Genomic DNA, 19,354 nt, shown 5'->3' with positions numbered 1-19,354 from the left:
TTCACTTAGCGGACATCAATGACGCATTATATTTGCATTATTACGCCACTCCGGATCGATGCCGTAATGACTCGCCGTCAACGACTTTTTTTTGCTTAATCGAGAGGCCGAAAATTACCGAAATCGCTAAGCTTACCGCCATCAAATAATAAGAGGAGTTTGTTGAATGTGTAATACCATTCAGCATCCCAACTAAATAAGACCCAATAAAGGCCCCCACCGCGGCCATGCTATTGATCATCCCCCCTGCGCCCCCCACCATCGAAGTGGGTAATACATCATGTACCAAGGCGAAAAAAGGGCCGAATGGAACATACAGGCAAATCCCCGTGATGACCAGCAACAGATAAGAAACCCAAAAATGCGTATTGCCGAGCAGCGCCAGCGCTAAGAAACAGCAGGCGGCAATAAAAATAGGCCAGGCGACAAATGCTACGCGTTTTTGATACTTATCACTCAGCCAGGCTGCAATTAACATGAAAATAGCGGCCAAACCATAAGGTAAGGCTGAGAGCAATCCGGTTTCAGACATTGAGATCGCCCCGGAATGTAAAATTGACGGCAACCACATTAAAAAACCATAAAAACCAATGCTCTGGAAAAACATCCAGCCCGCCAGTTTGATCACATTGGCAGAACGGAAAACTTCACGCCAGCTGGTCATGACTTCTTTACTTTTTTGCTCATTCTCCAGCGCCTGGTTGATTGCCGTTTTTTCTTCGGCGCTTAACCAGTCGGCCTGCTCGGGTTTATCGCGGATCACGTACCACCAGACCACCGCCCACAGCACTGCCGGGATCCCTTCAATGACGAACATATGGCGCCATCCCCAACGCTCGACTAACCAGCCCGAGAGAATGGACATCCACAACACTGTCACAGGATTGCCTAACAAAAACAGGGTATTAGCCCTGGACCTTTCGGAATGACTAAACCAGCGGGAAACCAAAATCAGCAAACAGGGCGTTACGATGGCTTCCACCACCCCAAGCATAAAACGGATTATAATCAACGAGGTGACGTTAGTAACCAGGCCGGTCAATGTCGCGCAAAGCCCCCAGATAACCAAACTCCAGGTCAGTAATTTACGCACGCTCCATTTTTCCGCCAACATTCCTCCCGGAATTTGTAAGGTAAAATAGCCCAGAAAAAACAACGCGCCAATCAATGAAGCCATTGAAGGGTCAATTCCCAGGTCATCGCCGATCCCGGCAGCCGAAGCAAAGCTGTAGTTTGCTTTATCGAGATAAGACAAACTGTAGGTGATAAAAATCGTTGGCATAATATATAGCCAACGGCGTACAGGTAATGTATTCATCTTGCTAACCTCAATTGAATTTAAGAGGATCGTTATATTTTTTATCGAGATGATTATTTTGCCGATGTTTTTTTATAAGAATTTCGCCTCCCTTTTTTCCAGGAAAGCAGCAACACCCTCCGCACAATCAACCGTACGGAAAATATTTTCACTAAAGCGCAAATTCTGCAGGAAGCATTGCTCAGTAGGTTGCATACCAATCTCACGCACCCCTCGCTTAATTAATTTAATTGCTTCTCGTGGTTTTAATGCAATTTCTTGCGCTAAACTGACCGCTGCCTCTAACACTGTCCCGGCAGGCGCCAGACGATTGACCATACCCCATGCGATGCATTGTTGCGCTTCAACAAATGTTCCGGTCATCATCAGTTCCACCGCTCGCGCCGCGCCGATAAGTTTTGGCAACCGAAATAATCCCCCACTACCGGGAAACACACCGAGATTAATTTCAGGTAATGCTATTTTTCCGCTGTCGGATAAAACCCGTAAATCACAGGCCATTGCCATTTCGAAGCCACCGCCGCAAACGACGCCTTCCATAGCAGCAATCACCGGCTTATTCAAAAACTCAATAGTATTAAAAGTTTCATTCTCTTTCTGGAGTTTCTTTTCAATTACGTTATCCCAGACCTCAGGAAACTCCTTAATATCCGAGCCCACACAGAATGCTTTGTGACCCGAACCGGTTAAAACGATGACCCGAACCTCATCATCGGCATCCAGAGACTGCAAAGTTGCACGTAATTGTTTTGATAACGAAAGCGTGACCAGATTTAACGGCGGATTATTCAGTGTGACAACTGCAACCGCACCCTGCCTCTCACAATTGATCAGTAACATAAATATTTACTCCTGGTGGGTAGTAATAACATTATTCGCCAACAGCTCGGCGACCTTTTCTGCCGAATAGCCCAGTTCGAGCAGCACTTCTTCGCTGTGCTCTCCCAGTTCGGGCGGTAACCGTCGTAGCGGCAATGGCTTGCCATCGTAATGATTGGGATGCCCTAAAACGCGCACCCTACCAGCAACCGGATGATCCATAGTCAAAAAGACCTCGTTGAATTGCACCTGTTCATCTTCGACCACTTGGGGGTATTCATTCACCGGAGCATGCCAAATACCTTCCTGTTTAAATAACGCCGTCCATTCCGCCGTAGTTTTAGTGCACATTTCAGTCGCAACGCATGCATCAAAATCTATCCGCTGGCGCATTTGATCCTGGGCGGTAAAACCGGCTAGCGCCTGTGGACTGAACACCGACTTTAAACGTTCAAATGGCGTTAGCGAGAGAGAAATATAGCCATCACGCGTGGCGTAAATACCATACGGGCTTTGATGAAAACGGCTGGATAAACCGCTATCTGCCCGTGGCGTTAACTGGCCGCCGTTGAGAAAATAATTCAATGGTTCGATTTGCAGATCGAGCGCCGAATGCAGTAAACACGCGTCGACTTTATGTCCCTTGCCGCTTTTTTCCCGATTGAAGATCGCCGCGATAATTCCAAGCGCAGCCAATGCTGCACCATGCTGATCGACAATAGCGGTCCCCACAGGCATCGGCGGATGGGAGCCAGGTCCGTTTAAGGCCGCCAGTCCGCTAATACTCTGCGCCATTAAATCTTGCCCCGGTTCTTTAGCCTTAGGACCAGCAGAACCATAGCCGGTACAGGAACAGTACACGATGCGCGGATTAACCTTTTTAACTTCCTCATAGCCCAGCCCCAACCGATCCATTACGCCAGGTTTAAAATTTTCGATGATCACATCGTATTGACTTAGCAGATCGTAAATAATCTGCTTCCCACTTTCTGACTTGAGATCTATTGCCATACCGCGCTGATTGCGATTTGCCAACAGGAAAAACACGCTGACCCCATTGACATAGGTGTCACAACCGGACCAGGAACGCTCATAGGCCCCTTTCGGTGATTCCACTTTCACAACATCAGCGCCTAAATCTGCCAACATCTGCGCTGCAGAAGGCCCCTGTAAGTAATGAGTAAAACTAAGAACTTTCACACCTTCTAGCATAGCCACCTCACATATTCGACATTGTCGAACGAAGTTCATAATAATGATTCTAAAAAAGGCCGTCCTGACGGCCATCCTTTAGTTATGACGAAAGACTTGCGGATCCTGGAACAGACTCTGCCCTTTAAAACCAATTTGCCGGGAAGCGGTTAGCGCCGCTGCCGCAATTTTCTCACCTAACCGTCTTTGCTCTTCGCTATCCAATCGGAAATCAAAATCAATGATACAGATCGCCGCCAGCGGGTCGCCGATTGATTGAAGTACTGGCGCCGCGATGGTTGATAAATCAGGCAGTTCATGGCTTATCGCATAGCCATCGCGGGATACTTGCATCAGTTCAGAGTACAGATCCGCTTCCTGCGCACCAGGCAGTAATTGCCGTATTTGTCTGCGGCTACTTGCGGCTAAAATCGCCTTACCGCTGGCGCTCTGGCTAAGAGAAAATTTCGGCAAGCCATTCAACTGCGGCTGAACAATATCACTGCCACTAATTTTCTCCAGTAACACAATTTCATTATCATTAAACAGTGACAGACAAACCAATTTGCCAGTCTCTTTTGCTAACCCGACACACACGTCATTACTGACGGAAATCAGATCGTTTTTTGCGATAAATCCGGCGCTGATGTCATAAAAGCGTGCTCCGGCGGTTAGCGTCGCATAGCCGCGATCGTCCAATCGTAAAATAGCCAAATCCAGCAATGAATTAAAAATATCCGACGCGCTACTTTTCGGTAGCCCCAGTGCGTTTCGCACCTCCGCCATGGTGACGGGTTCGCGACTTTTTGCTATGAACTCCAGAATCTGAACCGTCCGTTCAATGGTTTTATTCATCCGCTTGCGTTCTGAACCTCGTTCAACAATGTCGAATTGATCATTTAATGGACAGTGCATAAAAAAGCCAGAAATTTCGCCAGCCATGATAAATTTTTGTGATGTCGATCAAAACTGACCAACAACGAGAGACAGAATTTTACTGCCAAACGCATATCAGTAGATAGGACACACAGTGGTGATTAAGGGGATTAAACTGATGGCAACTTTGCTACTATATCCCGCTAACTGGGAGGTTAAAATGTCCATACAGAGCGTTAGCAGAGCATCCGCTATTTTAAAACTGTTTCGCGAACACGAAAAACTGTCGATCGCGCAAATAGCCCTTCTGATGAACCTGAGCAAAACGACAGTGCACGGGTTGGTAAAAACGCTTGAGGAGGAAAAACTTCTACAACAGGATGCAAAATCAAGGCTTTACTCGCTCGGACATATTAATTACGAGCTGGGTATGCTGTATCAGTCGCGTATTGTCACGCACGCTGTGGTCCTGCCATGGATGAAAAAGCTCAGCGAGCAGGTGGAAGAAACGGTGCAGCTCGCTACCTTAACCGACGCCGAAGTGATTTATCTCTCACGCGTCACCACACAAGATTTTTATGGTTTTTCCATTGCGGAAGGTCTGCGTATGCCAGCCCATTGCACCTCAACCGGCAAATGCATGCTCGCCACTCTGCCTGTTCCTCGCCTGATGGAACTCTATCCACAAGAAACATTGCTGACACGAACTCCGCAGACTATTGCGACTCGTAGCGAATTACTGCAACAACTACAAACGGTGGCGCAGGCGGGTTATGCTATTGACGATGAGGAAGCGGAAAAGGGATTACGTGGTATCGCCATTCCGCTGCTCACCGCAGCTAACAGCGCTCCGCTAGCGATCTGTATTTCCGGAACCGTGAACCATATGACCGATGCACGCATCCGCCAATACTTGCCTGCGCTCCAGGACACGCGCCTTGAGATTGCCAGACTGCTCGGTAATAACACCACGCACGCCGCCGCCTTATATTAATCCGCATGGTTACGTAATGCCGATCGGTTAAGGATCAGCTGGCGGCTCCAATGATGGGGTGAGAACCCGTCATCTAATCGAAGGCATGTCATTTTTTTCGATCTATATCAAAGTGGAATAAGCTCCCCACTTCCGGACCTTTCGCCAGAACATTAATCACCTCGAGGGTTGAGTTTCTGAGTCCGCACTCGATGCCGTTGATGTGAGCGCGATCAAGCCCGTACTTGTCCGCAAATGCCTCCTGGGACGGGCCAGATTGCAATCTGAGCTTTTTAATGCGCCCCTCCAGAGAGCCTGAATCTGAGGAGGAGTCATTCATATAAATAATATGATGCTTTTAACCTGTCAGGCCGCGGATGACCAATTTGCATAAGGGGATAAATAGATTGGCAGCAGTACGCAAATATTGCCCCGTCAGCACAAATGATTTTAAGACCAGCAAAGCCACTCAGATCTTATGATTCGTATTTTGACATAATGATATTTAATACATTGACCGGATCAATGGATAGCAAGGCAGCAATATGCGCGAATTCCACGACATCTAATCTCCTCTCACCATTCTCCATTTTGGCGACAAATGACTGTGGGCGCCCCAGCGCCTGGGCCAGCTTGACCTGAGTTAGCCCCTTCTCTTTTCTCGCAGCACGTAATATTTTTATAACCGATTGATATTCATCAGAATAAATAGAAGACATGTCATTTTTCTCGATCGATATCCCAAAATCGAATATCGATCGCTTCCATAAATATCCCAAAACGGGATAATAAATTATCCAACAATATCCAATAACAATCAGAACGCATCACGATAGCTCAGCGCCCATGACCGACGAGAAATAACCGCCAGCTAATTTACTCCGGGTGAAACCTTGGGATTCTGGCCGCTGCGTGACTCAGGGGCATAGTCAGGACCGCCGCCTTCAGTTTCCAGAAGAAGACAAATATAAGCCCGCTAAAAACAATGAATTTCGTTTGTAACCTTAACCAACACAGGGAACTTTACTTATGAAAATCACCACCGCTGTCGCACTGCCAACCCGCCCTACGCAAGGAGGTCGCCATGTTTCTGGTTACCCTTGCTGAAAGCTTTATCAATATTTTCCAGCTCGCCGGGAAGGTCTTTCTCGACATGATGAGCGGGATCATTCCGATGCTGATTTGCCTGCTGCTCGCCATCAACTTTCTGATGAAGCTGGTCGGCCAGCGGCGCATGGAACGGGTAGCGACGCTGTTTGGTCGCTCGCGGATCCTGACCTATGGCCTGCTGCCGATCCTCGGCTGGTTCTTTATGAGCAGCCCCGGCGCGCTAACGCTCGGCAAGCTGCTGCCGGAAAAGAGCAAACCCGGGTATGAAGACGCGCTGGGCACCACCGCCCACCCGCTGACCAGCCTGTTCCCCCACGTGGTGCCCTCGGAGCTGTTCATCTGGCTGGGCGTCGCCGCCGGGATCAAAACCCTCGGCCTGCCGGTGACCGAACTGGCGCTGCGCTATATCGCCGCCGCCATCATCATTGGCCTGCTGCGCGGCATGATCACCGAATATCTGTTCCTGCGCCTGCGCCATAAGGCGACGGGAGGTGCGGCATGATCTATCAGGCCCATATCGAACGCGTCGGCCCCCATGTGGCGGACGGCCTGGCGGATAACCTGCTGATTACCTTTCACGCCGACGGCCCGGCGGACTGCCTGGATTACGCCCTGGCCCTGCGGCCCGTTTTTCAGCACGAGCATGCCCGGCTACGGGCGGGCGATCGGTTCACGCTCGGGGGCGAAGACTACCCCATCACCGCCGTTGGCAGCCACGCCCTGCAGGCGCTGCTGGAGCTCGGGCACCTGACGCTGGTGTTCGATAGCGCCAGCGCGCCGCGCCATCAGGGCACGGTACATCTTGCCGGCAAGGTCCCTGCGTTTGCGGTGCTGCAGGGCGATCTGATCGTTAAGGAGAGTGCGCAATGAACCTGATCAACGTAGCTCCCGGCGCCGAAGGGTTCGGGACCGGGCTGAGGCTGCCGATCGGCAGCGGCCTGAAGGTGGTGTCGCTGACCGGACGGGAGATCCATCCCGTCGCCCGTCGGCTGGGCGAACTCACGCAATCGGAGGTGATCAACGGCTTTCAGGCCGTTCCGCCGGATGAAGAGACGCTGTGCGTGGTGATCAACTGCGGCGGCTCGCTGCGCTGCGGGCTGTATCCGAAAAAAGGCATCAAGACGATTAACGTGATGCCCACCGGCCAGGCCGGGCCGCTGGCGCAGTTTATTAACGCCAGCAACTACGTGTCGGACGTGCATGAAGGGCAGATCACCCGCGTGGCGGCGGACGCGATGCCGGATGAGCCGCAGACGATTGCGGTGGAGCCTGCCCCGCCGGTCGCGCAGACGCCGCCGCCCGCCACCTTCGGCAATCAGCTGATTCTGGCGGTGGAAACGCTGGGCAATAAGACCGGCCACGTGATCGCCCTGCTGTTTGCCGCCAGCCGCGAGGCGGTGGACGTGTCGGTGCGAACGGTGATCCCGTTTATGGCCTTTGTCTCCGTGCTGATCGCCATCGTCCAGGCCACGTCGTTGGGCAACGTGATCGCCCACGCTCTGACGCCGATGGCGAACTCGCTGTGGGGACTGCTGCTGCTGTCGGTGATCTGCGGTATCCCCTTTCTGTCGCCCATTCTCGGGCCCGGCGCGGCGATTACCCAAGTGGTGGGGGTGATGATTGGCACCCAGATTGGGTTGGGGAATATCTCGCCGGCTTTCGCCCTGCCCGCTCTGTTCGCCATTAACGTACAGGTGGGCTGCGACTTCGTGCCCGTCGGCCTCTCGATGCAGGAGGCCAAACCGGAGACCATCGCCAGCGGCGTACCGGCCTTCCTGCTTTCCCGCCAGTTGACCGGCCCGCTGGCCGTGATGATTGGCTGGGCATTCTCTCTGGGACTGTTTTAACAGACATATAAGGAACGTCATGATGAGCAAGTTAAAAGTGGCCGTTGTCGGCGCGGGGATCTATGGCAAGCACCATATCAACGCCTATCTGCATAACCCGGACGTGGAGCTGGTCGCGGTCTGCGACAACAACACGGAGCGTTGCCATGCCGTAACGGATGAGCTGGGCATCGCCGGGTACGCCAGCCTGTCCGCCCTGCTGGATGAACAGCAGGTGGATATCATTTCCGTGGCGACGTCCGATCCTTTCCATAAGGAACCGGCTCTGCAGGCCATTGCCCACGGTAAGCATGTGCTGATTGAAAAACCGCTGGCGACCTCGGTGGCCGACTGCGAGGCGATTATTGCCGCCGCCAGGGAGCATGGGGTAACCGTCGGCGTCGATTTTCACAAGCGCTGGGATCCGGCGGCGATCCGCGTGCGCATGGAGGTGCAGAAGGCGGAAAGCGGCAGGATCCTGCGCGGCTATATCAATATGGATGATGTGATCGCCGTTCCCACCGACTGGCTGGCCTGGTCAGCGCACAGTTCGCCGGTGTGGTTCCTCGGATCGCACTGCTTCGACATGGTGCGCTATATCAGCGGGCAGGAGGTGAAATCGGTTTACGCCGTCGGGCAGAAACGCCTGCTGGCGAGTAAAGGGCTGGACACCTGGGACAGCGTGCAAAGCACCCTGCTGATGGAGGACGGCAGTTCATGGGTCATTGAAAACAGCTGGGTCCTGCCCGCCGCTTTCCCGAAAGACAACGACGGGCGCATGGCGGTGCTGTGCGATAACGCCTGGATCCGCTCCGATTCACAAAACCGCGGGCTGGAGATCTTCGGCCAGCAAACGGTTAAGACCCCGAACAGCTACTTCATTACCTACCGCGACGGCGTCGCCAGCGGGTTTGGTATTGACCCGATTAATGACTTTATTAAAGCGGTGCAGACCGATACCCCCTATGCCGCCAGCGCAGACGACGGGCTACAGGCCAGCCGGATTTGCGAGACGGCGCATAAAAGCCTGCTGAGCGGCCAGGCGGAGCTGCTGGTTTAAGGGCTCCGGGAACAGGGATGTTCCCTTCTCCTTGTCACTTTATACATCTGGCTACCGGCGTTAGCCGGTGGCCGGATGTCCTGCCCTGCGAATAGCTATCCACATCAGGCCTGCGGGTGCGAATCATTCACACTTCGAACGAATCAGTTTCTTCCTGTCGATCGGATTACCTTCCCGGTCAAAATAGCGGCTCGGCCAGATTTCCGCAGGGTCGATCCCCAGCGCCTGGGCAATTAAAAACTCCCCCTTGGGCCAGGGGCGAGACAGCGTGTTGGCCAGCGTTGACGAGCTCAGCCCCGCCTGGCGCGACACCGCCGCCAGCGACAGGTTGCGCTTTTTCAATTGCGCAATAATATCAGCCGGATGCATATCAGTTCTGTTCATCTCATTTATCCCTTTGCGTTCGCGAAGTCGTGCAAATTCCCACCACCACACTAAGTAATACTTAGTACATTTTCAACTAACAGCTTCCAAAATCGTGATTCTGTCTCCAGCCTTTCAGGATCATCATGCTGCCGCACCGTTTAAAAGAAGCGCGCCTCAGAACGGGGCTTTCCCAGCAGAAGCTGGGCATCCTCGCGGGTATCGATGAGGCGACGGCGAGCGCGCGGATGAACCAGTATGAACGCGGGATCCACACCCCTGATTTCGCGCTGGCCTGCCGGCTGGCGGAAGTGCTGAAAATCCCGGCCTGTTATTTTTATACGGTTGAGGACGATCTGGCGGAAGTGGTGGCGGGCTGGTATCAGCGCTGAGGCGAGCGGGCTTATTCGCGGGATGGGGGATGGGCTGACGTTGTTCCCCGATGGTTGCTAATAATATTTAGCGTTAACTCATTTAATTACCAGCAAGAAATAAATCCATTCATGCACTCTATTTCTCCACTGTAAAGATCACTCTTCAATATAATCCCCGGTTCTTAAAATAAGTCAGAAGGTGCCGATTAAGTTTTATTATCCGCTGGACTTTGTTTTTATTACTGGCTAAATTTACAGGTGTTATTTAGCGCGATGCGGATGTGCGCCAACACACCCGCATCGCTCATCACAATCACTATTTATACGGAATAGCAATTATGACTGAAACCGATTGTATTGCAGATTCATGCGATCCAGAAGTGTCGCCGAAAAATAAGCGCCAGTTAACCGTGAGCTATGTGAGCCGTTTTCCGGATTACAGCCCTATTCCGGCGTTAACGATGAAAGGCCAGTGGCTGGAAGCCGCAGGGTTCGCGACGGGCACAAAGGTGGAAGCCCGGGTGATGGCGGGATGTATCGTGCTGACGGCGGTAGAGCCGGAACCGGAGCTGGAAGAAGCGATGCGTCGGGTGGAGAAGCTGTCGGCGAGGAAGCAGAAGCAGATCCGGGAGTTTATTGGGGTGATTGCGGGGAAAGCCGCGAGAACATAATAAATACCGCTCCTGATAGGTCAGGAGCGGTTATTTTTCATTTTAGCTATTCCGGGGGGAAATAGAGTATTTTAAGACAAACGCATCCACCCTCAATAAGGTATTACATCAGGTATGGTCGGGATGTGCGAAATAATTTAGTAGAAGAGCTTTTGCGCGGCGATCGCTATGAAAGGCCATGTCATGTTAACGCTGAGGCGCGCAAGCCTACGGTACGTGTGAGCATGCTGAGGGGCCGTCACGCTCCCTTATCTATCCGGCTACGCTCTCACATTCCAGTCGTCGGTATACTGCACGTTACCATCGACATAGCGCCATGTGATTCTATTGTACATAAGAGCAATAGATTCCATATGATTAATCTGCGAGTTACCGGCCATTTTAGCGTTTGGCATACCCGGATTCACGCCTGTAATCTTCACGCCCTCAAGGGTCATAATGAAATAGCACTCTTCCTGCCCTGCATAGTTAATGCGATACCAGCGAATCTCCGCGCTTTTCAGCGTCTGACCCATAGATACGGCGCTATATAGATACGGGCTGGAACTATCAAACTCCTTTTCAATCATCATTGGAGAGTGCGATCGCTTGCCAGTGATCTTGCCATTGACTCCGTCCACCGAAATGTTCAAACCGTGACTAAAACCAATAATATCGATACTCCCTTCACGATCCTTAACGTCTACAGATCCCTTAATATCTGCGCCGCCATCATCTTTAAGCCACATATAAGCCGGAACAGGCATTTTACAAACTCCTTTTAGTTGTGATTTTATTCATAATGACCCGATAACAAGCCACCGTTAGCAAAAAATTGAAAGTGATGATTGCCGTAATAATGAGATCTGAATATTTTTCTCCATCGGGGAGAAAAGCCTGGTAAGGCAGAAAGCGGAACAGTATCCAGAACAACAACGTGAACGCAAATAACTTAGCTAAACGTCGCAGTGTGGATAAAATCCAATCCTCAGGGAGATTGGTTGGACTAACCTTATGCGTAACGCCGCTGTAAGCGGTAATAATCGCACTCATGACAGGAACACTGATCAGGGTATTAATCAGGATACTGAAGTAAATATGTAACGATTCCCACACCTCTAAATCAGGTGCACCTAGTATGAAGCTAGTAAAATTACTGGCGCTTTGGTAATCGAAAAGACCAATGATTGAACTGACTAAACCGTCGTAAGGAATTATCTTAGAGACAATCGCCATAACCACAAAAAACAGCGCTATCTTAATGAACAAGCTAAGGGCATGTTTTGCCATTGGCAATCACTTCAATTGTGCCGTATGCCTTTAGTTTACTCATACAAGGAACATATACCTGCTGTGTTCTCAGTAACGCATTGCGTAACATGGCAAAATCTGAATCATGTGGAAGGGTGATACAACCTTCTGACAGCGTGTCACTACAGTCTGCGCCGGCATCATCTTTTAGCCACATGTACGGAGGGATTGACATTTCATTTGCTCGTTATTTTTCTGATCAACTTCATCGTTATTAAATAACAGTGGTGATAATAACTACTGCCAGAACATCAAGGTAAAAATAAGTGTCATACATGGTTTCTGCGTTAATATCGTCGTAAACAAGGTCACTTATCTTTGATGCAATTGCATGATTAATGTAAATTTCTGGATTGCCTAATATTATCCCCACAGCCATACCGGTCAGCAGAAATAGAGCCGTCTTTAGCAATCTTTCGCCCCATCTACGGGCAAGTGTTGGTGTTGCCATTAGCCACTACCTCAACCCAGCCACGAGCCATAAGAGAACGCATACACGGAACCTGAATAAGCGATGTGTTCATCAATGCATTGCGAATTTGTGCGAAGTCGGAGTTATGGGCAATAGTTATGCAGCCCTCTGATAATGTTCCAGGATGAAGCCGGAATAATTCACGGTGAACACCGTTAATCCAGGTTCCGTCTTCAATGCCCCAACCATCTTTATACAGAGCAAACCATTCATCACGTCCAAACTCTGCGCCGTGCCTAATCTTGTTCCATGTATCCTGTCCTTTGGCTTTCAATCCTGAAAGGAACCCGCCAGCACCACGATCAACTATCCAATATTTTCTAGGAGGCAACGGGCCATCCCCTTTTACAGCTCCACACGCTCCTTTGTTTCGGTAAACACCATTACCGGAAAAAGCCATGAACACGCCCACGCCGTACAGGTTGAAAGGTGCATAGTCTGCCCCGTTCAAAATCAACTTTCCTTGTAGAGCCATAAACCACCCAATACTATTTTATAACATGCGGATTAGGGTATAAGCTGTTTAGCCGACAGTCCATTTTAACTTTATGATTTTATTTAAAGTAATCTTATTTTTTTGATGGTCGGCTTCTGGCGGTAATATATGGGTTATGGCAAATAGTGAAATTTATCAGGATATGCATGTTCTCTTCAGGAATCTGGCTGAGATGCAGACAGAGTTTAAGCCAGGCAGATACTCGCAAGCTGTGAGCTAACAGTCTAACGCCATTAACACTCACAGTTGCCTTTGTGCGGGAAAGAATGAGGTAAGATTGGGCATGCAAGAAAAGTAAAATATTTCACTGAGCTGATTTTTTAAAAATGGGAAAGGTGCGAAGGCCGGACTCAAATCATGTCATAACTTAATGAAATTAAAAAGATAATATATAAATCAAAAATTATATGCCCCCTTTTGTGCCCCCAACCATTTTTGCGACCATATCAAACTTAGCTGTTTGATATTACTATCTAATTAAAGACTAACGCCCCATTCGGTTAGGATCCGAAACCCGGATCCTAACCGGACCTCAAATACCATAAGAAAGTTTTGTTGCTTTTAAATGTTCTCACGGTTCACCTCGGTATTTTTCTTGTTATTTTCCTGTTGGTTGGTGGTGATTAGTTGGTGAAGAGTGAACAGTCAACTCTTCACCTCAGCGCGTTTCTGGCATGTTTCCGGCGACCATCACCGCAATACGATGGTGGTGAGGGGGTAAAAAGTTTTTTTGGGTTTAACTGTTCACACTGTTCACTGAGCATTTTTGTTATTTATTTTCATGGTGTTAGCGTGTGTATACTCGGTGAACAGTGAACACTTTACTGTTCACCTCAACAGACCGTAGGTACAAGCGTTATAGTTTGCAGTGAGCGAAGAGCGGAACTTAAAGCTGCGACACCGTGTCCTTTAAAATTGAATAAAAAGTATAATAATAAATTGCCGTATTAATTTTATTTTTAAAAACTTTATATTATAAATGGTAATTATTTTTTTGATTGATTATATAATTTAATCCCCGTTTAGAACGGGGCGGTTAATATAATTAACCTTGAACTTTGAAAAAAAAGCCTTGCACTGGGTAGGTGCAAAGCTTTTTTTAGAAAAATAGTAGATTAGTTAGAGTTCCCATATTCCAACTGCTGCTGAGATACTAACCAAGATTTTCGCTAATTTAAAATGTATTTCCTGAATACCTCAGAACGAATAACTCTTGATTTTCTATCATTAGTTCCAGAATACATTGCGCGATAAAATTTTCCAGTATCACTAGTTAAATCTTGCTTGCTACCCATTATAATGTTATCTAGCGAATTTAATCTTTTAACGATGTCGCTAGGGAGTTGTTTTGCCCAGCATAACTCAACTATCATAGTGAAGAAACATGACTTCCTGAACCAGATAGAGTCAGCTTCTAGGTTAAAACTCTTAATTTCAGACATAACCTTCAAAATCAAAGATTTCATTTTATATGCATTTGGATATTCTTCATTGAATTCTGCAACGCATCTTTCCAGTTCATTATCTCTTGGGAAATATCCGTCTCTTTCAATGGTAGACATAACTAATAAAAATAAATTAACATCTGCCATTCTAGACATTTCAGATTCGTAATAAACTCCGAATTGAGTAAGATCAATCTGCTCAGCTAACTCTTTAGCTGTTCGGATGAAATGGCCGTCATAAATCGCATTATGTATTTCAATATCTTCAAGTTTGAATTTAGTTAGGTTAATCCTACGAAATATCTCCTTGACCAAACTATCTTCAACTTTACCAATATCCCGCAAAACTATCTGATAAGAAAGGAAATTTCCCCTTTCCTCTTCATTGAGAGAATCAAAAGATTTAACCAATTTTAAATCTTTTGAAAAATTATTTTCTATGTAATTTTTTATGGTTGTTAATCTCTGTTGACCATCTATTATTTTTTGAGTTGTGCGTAGTTTTCTGACATCAGTTTCTCCTTGGCAAACGTATACCTCAGGGAATGGATATCCATTTAATATGGTATCTAGAAATTGTTCTTGGTGATCTTGAGTCCATACAAACTTCCTCTGGAAATCTGGTGCTAAAATCAGTCTGTTTGAGTCAATTTTTTCATATATATCGGCAATTGTAGGGTTTGTAACTGATGCCTTTATTTGATCTACCATATTACCTGCCTATTCTTTGGACGTTTTTAAGATCTTTTAATCCCGAAACTGTGTATTTCTCTAAATGACTGTAACTTTTGAAAACACCAGCAGTTACTTGATAATTCCCAACTTCGGATTTACCATTAGATATACTTCTAAAAAAATCAAACCAACTATCTTTAAACTCTTTCATTTGGAACGAAACAGGCAGTTTATCTGGCCTTATCCAGCCCATAGCAACATACTCAAGAAATAAGTGGTATTGTTTAAGTTCCCTTTCTTGAACGGCACTACGGTTTTTCCTGAAACTCATTTGAAATTCAGAAATGTCACCCATTATTTTCTCAAATAAAATCGGTGATACTAACGCAACATCTATATCTGAGTCATAATCAAATTCTTTCTTTTTAAAAGGGCTAAATCCTAATTTTGCAGAACCCATGATGTAAATTTCATAAAATGGTATTTTAAAGAAATCACCAATTCTCTTTCTGAACTCATAAAAATCGCCATCATTTGATGAAAACACATACGGGGTTCCGTGTAAAATATTTTTACGACAGAAATCTGTAATTAGTTCATCAGAATCAATTTGATATAAATCCTGGAAAAACGCATCTAAATCCATAGATTACCTTTAGGGAATGTCGTTTTTTATCATTTTGGATTCATAAGAGATTAACATATGAACAACTGCTACGGAAGTCTGCTTCACGCCCTGAGCGGTATGATCACTTTTGAGGGTAAAAAGTTTTTTCTGGAAAAACTGTTCACACTGTTCACTCAGGGTTTTTATTGTTTAATTTCATTGTGTTATCTGGTGAACACTCAGTGAATAGTGAACACTTTACTGTTCACTCTGGCCGGTGTGCCGGTAAAAAAAGACCGGCAATGCCGGTCCGGGTAGGTTATGTCGCGGTGGGTTCGTCGCACTTCGGCAGCCAGTCGGCGTTGCTTTCCTCCCTGAGAGCGAGATTGGTCTGCATGCCCTGATTTGTGCGGCGCTTCTCATAATTCAGACCGTACTCTTTCAGCATGGCTGAGAGCCCCTTGCCGAACATGGTCAGGCTGAGCGCGTTCCGGTAGCCGTGGGCTTCCATGTACACCAGATAGGCGTGATACAGGTAGAGGCGCGGCTGACGCGGGATAATGTTGGCGTTCCCCATATACATCCCGTCCGGCTCCGGCAGTGCCTCCAGATAGCCGCAAAAATCAAACGTCGGGTCAGCATCACGCTTGATGCTGAGCGCTTCGTCGGAGTTCTGCTGCGACTGGAGCAGGGCGCGGGCGCTCATCGGGTCGCTGAACTGCTGCATCAACTGGCGCACGATGACGGCCAGCTCGCGGGCGATTTTATCCCTGAGCTGCGGGTCGCGCTCCTCCGGGGCTATCTGCTCCGGGAAATGAATAATCACCCGGCGACGCGACACGCCGCCGCTGCGGTCGGTGAAGCGCATCGGGTTATTGTTCACGGCCAGAATGACCGCCGGAATATGTGTTGAATACGGGTTCTGGTATTTCGGGTCAACGGAGACCGCATCGCCGCCGGTGATGGCCTTGAGTCCGGCACCGTCACCGCTCCATTTTTCCTGGTCAGGCAGACGAATGAGCGAGAAGCCAATCAGAGAGGCACGCTTGCGCGGGTCTTCCAGCGTGTCGATAGCGGCTGACGTGGCGTTATCCTCTCCGGCCAGCATCGTGGCAATTTCGGCGAGGATACTTTTCCCGCTGCCGCCGGGGCCGGTCACTTCGAGAAAGAGCTGCCAGTCGTAGCGGTTCGCCAGCACCATAAACAGCGCAGCCAGAATCACATTACGTTTTGTCGGGTTGCTGCTGGCCGCCCGGTCGAGCCAGCGCCAGAAGTTAGGCGCGTGGGTTTCCAGCGTTTCCCCCTCCACCGGCGGGGTAAAATCCACGTCGCACAGGGTGCGCAGCCAGTGCGATTTACTGTGCGGGCTGAATATCCCGCTTTGGGTGTCGAGCACCCCGTTGCGAAAACCAATCAGACGGCGTGCCGGTGCATCCTGCTGCGGAATAATCAGTTTCAGGGTCTCCACCACCGACGCAATTCTCCCCGATGAGAACGGGGCGCGCAGGCGCTGAAACAGTCCGGCCACGTCGCGGGCAAAATCAGACGGCGGAATCACTTTCCAGATGCCATTTTCATAGCGGGACAGGAGCTGGCCGTTGGCGTCCACGGCCAGCGCTTCGCCGTAATGCTCATGCACCCGCATCGCCTTATCGCTGGCGCTCATGGCGGTAAATTCCGCCTCGCTCATGGTGTCGAAGGGGCTTTGTGCTGCTGGCCGGATGGCGGCATAAATGGCGTTCCGCGTCACGTCCTCCCCCTTCAGCATCACCGCATCATTCCAGTCACCAAACACCGGCGGCAGGGCGACAACGCCCTCACAGGCTGCTGCGGCCGCGGCGGCTTTAGTCTGGCCGTCGCCGTTCAGGTCACGGTCGGCGGCAAGGATAATCTGACAGGCCGGGTACCTGCTGCGGGCAAGGCTCGCCAGAGAAAGAAGGTTCACGGACGACAGCGCCACCATGACGGTTTCCCCGGTCAGGTGATGCACGGTAAGGGCCGTCGCATAGCCCTCCGCTATCCACAGGCGTTTTCCCGCCTGTTTCTGTCCGTCGATAAGATGGCACGCCCCTTTGACCTGCCCGCCTTTCAGGGTGCGCTTGAGACCCTCAGCATTAATAAGCTGGAGGTTAACCAGCGTGCCGGACTCATCATACAGCGGCACCACCACATCACCGGCACGGTAGGCCACGCCGCCGGTTTTGTGCGACGTGGTCAGCGTCAGACATTCCCGGGCGGGAAATCCCTTGCGGGTCAGGTAGGCGTTGCCGGTGGCCGGGCGGGTTTTCTCCAGCAGCCTGACGGCCAGCGCGGCCGCCGCTTTACGGTCGGTCTCCGTTCCGGCCTCTGCGGCCGCTGTCACCTCCGGGGCTACCGGCGGCAGCGTCCCGGTGACGGCGTTCACCTTCCCGGCGGCCTCGGATGCCGATATGCCAAACACCTTCTCAACCAGTTTCAGGCCGTCACCGGCGCCGCACTGGTTACAGAACCATGTGCCGCGCCCCTCTTTATCGTCAAAGCGGAACCGGTCAGCGCCGCCGCATACCGGACAGGCCTGATGGCGGTTTTTTATTACCTTCATTCCCAGCGCCGGGAGAATGCGCGGCCAGTGGCCGCACGCCTGTTTTACCGTATCCGTTACGTTCATTTTCATGGTTTTTTCTCCCTCAGTGCAGTACAGGCGATGTGATATGGCGGGCGCAGAGCTCATCCATCACGGCGAGCCCGAGGAAGGACAGCGACGGGGCGGCTTTCAGCGGCCCGGCCTCCATCAAATCTTCCAGTAATGCACAGGCAATCAGGCGGCCTTTTTCCTCGCCGTGCTGGCGCAGATAGAAGCCCTCCAGCTCGGCGGCGATGGCGCTTTCCAGCGCGTCGAGGGTGAGGTGGGGATAGCGGTGCTGACGTTCGCACAGTCTCAGCCAGGCACAGGCCACGGCGCGGCGATACAGGGCGGCACGTAATACGGGCGGTAATGGCGTTTTCATACGTTGCCCTCCCCGGTGAACCAGCGGTGGTTGCAGCGCTCGACCACGCCGTCGAGCTGGGCGGTCATGAGGTAAATCACGGAGGTGAGCTGTAACTGCTGGGCCGGGTCACGACGCAGGGAGGTACAGTCCTGCACCTGCATCAGCTCGCCGACGAACTGGCCGACGTTACGCAGGTGCTCCAGACATTCGAGGTCTTTGACGGTGATAGCGGGCTGTTTCATGCGCGCACCTCCGCCACCGGCAGACGCCCGGCAAACGAGAGGACATAATCGCGAACGAGGGAAAGACGTGCGGCGTGTTCATCTCCGGCGACGGCGCGGAGCATACAGATACGGGGCTGACGGTCTGCGCGGCGAACGGCGGCAAACACAAAGACAAACTGCGGGTGTGACGGGGTGAGGGTCGTAGCCATAGGGGCAACCTCCATAGTTAGCTGGTTACAGCCACCACCGGAGTTCCTACGCTCATGGGTGGTAGCCCAGACGGGGGTAGGAATACCGGTAACTATGAGAACCGGCCAGCCCGAAGGCTGCCCCGCCTGAGCCACCATTACGCGATACCCACAATGGCGAAAAGGCCACTGTGTATTGAATGGGTGCATCAAGGCACGGACACAAAAAAAGACGCAAGGCGCGTCTGGTGTCGCCATAGTTAAACACGGGTTCCTACGCCCGGCTGCCGATTTTGCGACAGCGAGAAAACTATACCTGGAAACGGCGAAAGGAAGCAAGCCAGAAAAAGGGGCTTTTTGCGGAACGGGCATCATCATGCGTCATAGCCCCGGTTGCGTTCGGCGAT

Annotated in this window: 24 protein-coding genes and 2 pseudogenes; 7 read left to right on the top strand and 19 right to left on the bottom strand. The window is 50.3% G+C overall.

Going from position 1 to position 19,354, the window contains the following annotated elements; all coding sequences use genetic code 11:
* Positions 1–40: 40 nt before the first annotated feature.
* The 4 genes from ACI2JR_RS20210 to ACI2JR_RS20195 form a co-directional block, all read right to left on the bottom strand.
* Positions 41–1,318: an MFS transporter gene (locus tag ACI2JR_RS20210; RefSeq protein WP_132731572.1), complete on the bottom strand. Its 1,278-nt coding sequence runs from the start codon at positions 1,316–1,318 to the stop codon at positions 41–43.
* Between the two features lie 72 nt (positions 1,319–1,390).
* Positions 1,391–2,158, bottom strand: a complete 768-nt coding sequence (locus tag ACI2JR_RS20205; protein ID WP_132731573.1) for an enoyl-CoA hydratase/isomerase family protein — start codon at positions 2,156–2,158, stop codon at positions 1,391–1,393.
* Between the two features lie 6 nt (positions 2,159–2,164).
* Positions 2,165–3,349 carry a CaiB/BaiF CoA transferase family protein gene (locus ACI2JR_RS20200; RefSeq protein WP_132731574.1) on the bottom strand — a complete coding sequence of 395 codons (1,185 nt, stop codon included), beginning with the start codon at positions 3,347–3,349 and terminating at the stop codon, positions 2,165–2,167.
* A gap of 78 nt (positions 3,350–3,427) precedes the next feature.
* Positions 3,428–4,270: an IclR family transcriptional regulator gene (locus ACI2JR_RS20195; protein ID WP_132731575.1), complete on the bottom strand. Its 843-nt coding sequence runs from the start codon at positions 4,268–4,270 to the stop codon at positions 3,428–3,430.
* A gap of 112 nt (positions 4,271–4,382) precedes the next feature.
* On the opposite strand from ACI2JR_RS20195, the gene ACI2JR_RS20190 reads away from it, so the two are divergent.
* Positions 4,383–5,198 (top strand): IclR family transcriptional regulator, encoded by an 816-nt coding sequence (locus tag ACI2JR_RS20190; protein WP_132731576.1) that lies wholly within the window; start codon positions 4,383–4,385, stop codon positions 5,196–5,198.
* A gap of 88 nt (positions 5,199–5,286) precedes the next feature.
* Here ACI2JR_RS20190 and ACI2JR_RS20185 read toward each other — a convergent pair whose 3' ends face one another.
* Complete coding sequence (locus ACI2JR_RS20185; RefSeq protein ID WP_462479315.1) at positions 5,287–5,517, bottom strand: helix-turn-helix domain-containing protein; 231 nt, start codon at positions 5,515–5,517, stop codon at positions 5,287–5,289.
* A gap of 136 nt (positions 5,518–5,653) precedes the next feature.
* Positions 5,654–5,896, bottom strand: a complete 243-nt coding sequence (locus ACI2JR_RS20180; RefSeq protein ID WP_132731578.1) for a helix-turn-helix domain-containing protein — start codon at positions 5,894–5,896, stop codon at positions 5,654–5,656.
* 365 nt (positions 5,897–6,261) lie between these two features.
* Between ACI2JR_RS20180 and ACI2JR_RS20175 the strand changes: the two genes are divergently transcribed.
* The 4 genes from ACI2JR_RS20175 to ACI2JR_RS20160 are packed head-to-tail and all read left to right on the top strand — an operon-like array spanning position 6,262 to position 9,173.
* Positions 6,262–6,789, top strand: coding sequence for a PTS glucitol/sorbitol transporter subunit IIC (locus tag ACI2JR_RS20175; protein ID WP_047663899.1), 528 nt, complete (start codon positions 6,262–6,264; stop codon positions 6,787–6,789).
* Positions 6,786–7,157, top strand: coding sequence for a PTS glucitol/sorbitol transporter subunit IIA (locus tag ACI2JR_RS20170; RefSeq protein ID WP_132731580.1), 372 nt, complete (start codon positions 6,786–6,788; stop codon positions 7,155–7,157). Before ACI2JR_RS20175 ends, ACI2JR_RS20170 begins: the two co-directional genes overlap by 4 nt.
* Positions 7,154–8,134: a PTS glucitol/sorbitol transporter subunit IIB gene (locus tag ACI2JR_RS20165; RefSeq protein ID WP_132731581.1), complete on the top strand. Its 981-nt coding sequence runs from the start codon at positions 7,154–7,156 to the stop codon at positions 8,132–8,134. Before ACI2JR_RS20170 ends, ACI2JR_RS20165 begins: the two co-directional genes overlap by 4 nt.
* 22 nt (positions 8,135–8,156) lie before the next feature.
* Positions 8,157–9,173, top strand: a complete 1,017-nt coding sequence (locus ACI2JR_RS20160) for a Gfo/Idh/MocA family protein (protein ID WP_462479329.1) — start codon at positions 8,157–8,159, stop codon at positions 9,171–9,173.
* 123 nt (positions 9,174–9,296) lie between these two features.
* On the opposite strand, the gene ACI2JR_RS20155 is transcribed toward ACI2JR_RS20160, so the two are convergent.
* Positions 9,297–9,557, bottom strand: coding sequence for a helix-turn-helix domain-containing protein (locus ACI2JR_RS20155; protein ID WP_132731582.1), 261 nt, complete (start codon positions 9,555–9,557; stop codon positions 9,297–9,299).
* A 125-nt stretch (positions 9,558–9,682) separates the two neighbouring features.
* On the opposite strand from ACI2JR_RS20155, the gene ACI2JR_RS20150 reads away from it, so the two are divergent.
* Both ACI2JR_RS20150 and symE read left to right on the top strand, forming a co-directional pair.
* Positions 9,683–9,928 (top strand): helix-turn-helix transcriptional regulator, encoded by a 246-nt coding sequence (locus tag ACI2JR_RS20150; protein ID WP_032689680.1) that lies wholly within the window; start codon positions 9,683–9,685, stop codon positions 9,926–9,928.
* Between the two features lie 320 nt (positions 9,929–10,248).
* A complete protein-coding gene (gene symE / locus ACI2JR_RS20145; RefSeq protein WP_462479314.1) occupies positions 10,249–10,581 on the top strand; it encodes an endoribonuclease SymE in 333 nt (110 codons plus the stop codon).
* 260 nt (positions 10,582–10,841) lie between these two features.
* On the opposite strand, the gene ACI2JR_RS20140 is transcribed toward symE, so the two are convergent.
* The 12 genes and pseudogenes from ACI2JR_RS20140 to ACI2JR_RS20085 all read right to left on the bottom strand — a co-directional run.
* Positions 10,842–11,327 carry an Hcp family type VI secretion system effector gene (locus tag ACI2JR_RS20140; protein WP_462479313.1) on the bottom strand — a complete coding sequence of 162 codons (486 nt, stop codon included), beginning with the start codon at positions 11,325–11,327 and terminating at the stop codon, positions 10,842–10,844.
* A gap of 1 nt (position 11,328) precedes the next feature.
* Entirely contained in the window at positions 11,329–11,850 is a 522-nt protein-coding gene (locus ACI2JR_RS20135; RefSeq protein ID WP_462479312.1) for a hypothetical protein, read from the bottom strand.
* Positions 11,831–11,986: pseudogene (locus tag ACI2JR_RS20130) on the bottom strand (DUF2778 domain-containing protein); the annotation flags it as partial. The pseudogene ACI2JR_RS20130 and the gene ACI2JR_RS20135, both read right to left, overlap by 20 nt.
* 99 nt (positions 11,987–12,085) lie before the next feature.
* Entirely contained in the window at positions 12,086–12,322 is a 237-nt protein-coding gene (locus ACI2JR_RS20125; protein WP_462479311.1) for a hypothetical protein, read from the bottom strand.
* Positions 12,297–12,818 (bottom strand): DUF2778 domain-containing protein, encoded by a 522-nt coding sequence (locus tag ACI2JR_RS20120; RefSeq protein ID WP_462479310.1) that lies wholly within the window; start codon positions 12,816–12,818, stop codon positions 12,297–12,299. Before ACI2JR_RS20120 ends, ACI2JR_RS20125 begins: the two co-directional genes overlap by 26 nt.
* Before the next feature lie 1,190 nt (positions 12,819–14,008).
* Positions 14,009–14,995 carry a DUF262 domain-containing protein gene (locus tag ACI2JR_RS20115; RefSeq protein ID WP_462479309.1) on the bottom strand — a complete coding sequence of 329 codons (987 nt, stop codon included), beginning with the start codon at positions 14,993–14,995 and terminating at the stop codon, positions 14,009–14,011.
* A 1-nt stretch (position 14,996) separates the two neighbouring features.
* The gene (locus ACI2JR_RS20110; RefSeq protein ID WP_064171384.1) at positions 14,997–15,605 is read right to left on the bottom strand and encodes a hypothetical protein; all 609 of its coding nucleotides are present in this window, start codon (positions 15,603–15,605) and stop codon (positions 14,997–14,999) included.
* A gap of 280 nt (positions 15,606–15,885) precedes the next feature.
* Positions 15,886–18,219, bottom strand: coding sequence for a primase-helicase zinc-binding domain-containing protein (locus tag ACI2JR_RS20105; protein ID WP_462479308.1), 2,334 nt, complete (start codon positions 18,217–18,219; stop codon positions 15,886–15,888).
* Positions 18,220–18,232: 13 nt separating this feature from the next.
* Complete coding sequence (locus ACI2JR_RS20100) at positions 18,233–18,553, bottom strand: DUF5375 domain-containing protein (protein ID WP_462479307.1); 321 nt, start codon at positions 18,551–18,553, stop codon at positions 18,233–18,235.
* Positions 18,550–18,777 (bottom strand): hypothetical protein, encoded by a 228-nt coding sequence (locus ACI2JR_RS20095; protein WP_004136110.1) that lies wholly within the window; start codon positions 18,775–18,777, stop codon positions 18,550–18,552. Before ACI2JR_RS20095 ends, ACI2JR_RS20100 begins: the two co-directional genes overlap by 4 nt.
* Positions 18,774–18,968 carry a host cell division inhibitor Icd-like protein gene (locus ACI2JR_RS20090; protein WP_004132556.1) on the bottom strand — a complete coding sequence of 65 codons (195 nt, stop codon included), beginning with the start codon at positions 18,966–18,968 and terminating at the stop codon, positions 18,774–18,776. The genes ACI2JR_RS20095 and ACI2JR_RS20090 overlap by 4 nt, the downstream gene beginning before the upstream one ends.
* Positions 18,969–18,992: 24 nt before the next feature.
* Positions 18,993–19,205: pseudogene (locus tag ACI2JR_RS20085) on the bottom strand (ash family protein); the annotation flags it as partial.
* Between the last annotated feature and the right edge of the window lie 149 nt (positions 19,206–19,354).

This window comes from Klebsiella sp. NPDC088457, from assembly GCF_044900465.1.
Classification (GTDB): Bacteria; Pseudomonadota; Gammaproteobacteria; order Enterobacterales; family Enterobacteriaceae; genus Klebsiella.
The sequence above is the reverse complement of the archived record's forward strand: the minus strand, read 5'-3'. Positions and strand labels throughout refer to the sequence as shown.

Coding starts and splice junctions, on each gene's coding strand:
- ACI2JR_RS20135 (WP_462479312.1), bottom strand. CDS start 11,850: ATGGCAAAACATGCCCTTAGCTTGTTCATTAAGATAGCGCTGTTTTTT.
- ACI2JR_RS20105 (WP_462479308.1), bottom strand. CDS start 18,219: ATGAAAATGAACGTAACGGATACGGTAAAACAGGCGTGCGGCCACTGG.
- ACI2JR_RS20190 (WP_132731576.1), top strand. CDS start 4,383: ATGGCAACTTTGCTACTATATCCCGCTAACTGGGAGGTTAAAATGTCC.
- ACI2JR_RS20125 (WP_462479311.1), bottom strand. CDS start 12,322: ATGGCAACACCAACACTTGCCCGTAGATGGGGCGAAAGATTGCTAAAG.
- ACI2JR_RS20195 (WP_132731575.1), bottom strand. CDS start 4,270: ATGGCTGGCGAAATTTCTGGCTTTTTTATGCACTGTCCATTAAATGAT.
- ACI2JR_RS20155 (WP_132731582.1), bottom strand. CDS start 9,557: ATGAACAGAACTGATATGCATCCGGCTGATATTATTGCGCAATTGAAA.
- ACI2JR_RS20205 (WP_132731573.1), bottom strand. CDS start 2,158: ATGTTACTGATCAATTGTGAGAGGCAGGGTGCGGTTGCAGTTGTCACA.
- ACI2JR_RS20170 (WP_132731580.1), top strand. CDS start 6,786: ATGATCTATCAGGCCCATATCGAACGCGTCGGCCCCCATGTGGCGGAC.
- ACI2JR_RS20090 (WP_004132556.1), bottom strand. CDS start 18,968: ATGGCTACGACCCTCACCCCGTCACACCCGCAGTTTGTCTTTGTGTTT.
- ACI2JR_RS20185 (WP_462479315.1), bottom strand. CDS start 5,517: ATGAATGACTCCTCCTCAGATTCAGGCTCTCTGGAGGGGCGCATTAAA.
- ACI2JR_RS20110 (WP_064171384.1), bottom strand. CDS start 15,605: ATGGATTTAGATGCGTTTTTCCAGGATTTATATCAAATTGATTCTGAT.
- ACI2JR_RS20210 (WP_132731572.1), bottom strand. CDS start 1,318: ATGAATACATTACCTGTACGCCGTTGGCTATATATTATGCCAACGATT.
- ACI2JR_RS20100 (WP_462479307.1), bottom strand. CDS start 18,553: ATGAAAACGCCATTACCGCCCGTATTACGTGCCGCCCTGTATCGCCGC.
- ACI2JR_RS20200 (WP_132731574.1), bottom strand. CDS start 3,349: ATGCTAGAAGGTGTGAAAGTTCTTAGTTTTACTCATTACTTACAGGGG.
- ACI2JR_RS20140 (WP_462479313.1), bottom strand. CDS start 11,327: ATGCCTGTTCCGGCTTATATGTGGCTTAAAGATGATGGCGGCGCAGAT.
- ACI2JR_RS20150 (WP_032689680.1), top strand. CDS start 9,683: ATGCTGCCGCACCGTTTAAAAGAAGCGCGCCTCAGAACGGGGCTTTCC.
- symE (WP_462479314.1), top strand. CDS start 10,249: ATGACTGAAACCGATTGTATTGCAGATTCATGCGATCCAGAAGTGTCG.
- ACI2JR_RS20180 (WP_132731578.1), bottom strand. CDS start 5,896: ATGTCTTCTATTTATTCTGATGAATATCAATCGGTTATAAAAATATTA.
- ACI2JR_RS20115 (WP_462479309.1), bottom strand. CDS start 14,995: ATGGTAGATCAAATAAAGGCATCAGTTACAAACCCTACAATTGCCGAT.
- ACI2JR_RS20095 (WP_004136110.1), bottom strand. CDS start 18,777: ATGAAACAGCCCGCTATCACCGTCAAAGACCTCGAATGTCTGGAGCAC.
- ACI2JR_RS20160 (WP_462479329.1), top strand. CDS start 8,157: ATGAGCAAGTTAAAAGTGGCCGTTGTCGGCGCGGGGATCTATGGCAAG.
- ACI2JR_RS20120 (WP_462479310.1), bottom strand. CDS start 12,818: ATGGCTCTACAAGGAAAGTTGATTTTGAACGGGGCAGACTATGCACCT.
- ACI2JR_RS20165 (WP_132731581.1), top strand. CDS start 7,154: ATGAACCTGATCAACGTAGCTCCCGGCGCCGAAGGGTTCGGGACCGGG.
- ACI2JR_RS20175 (WP_047663899.1), top strand. CDS start 6,262: ATGTTTCTGGTTACCCTTGCTGAAAGCTTTATCAATATTTTCCAGCTC.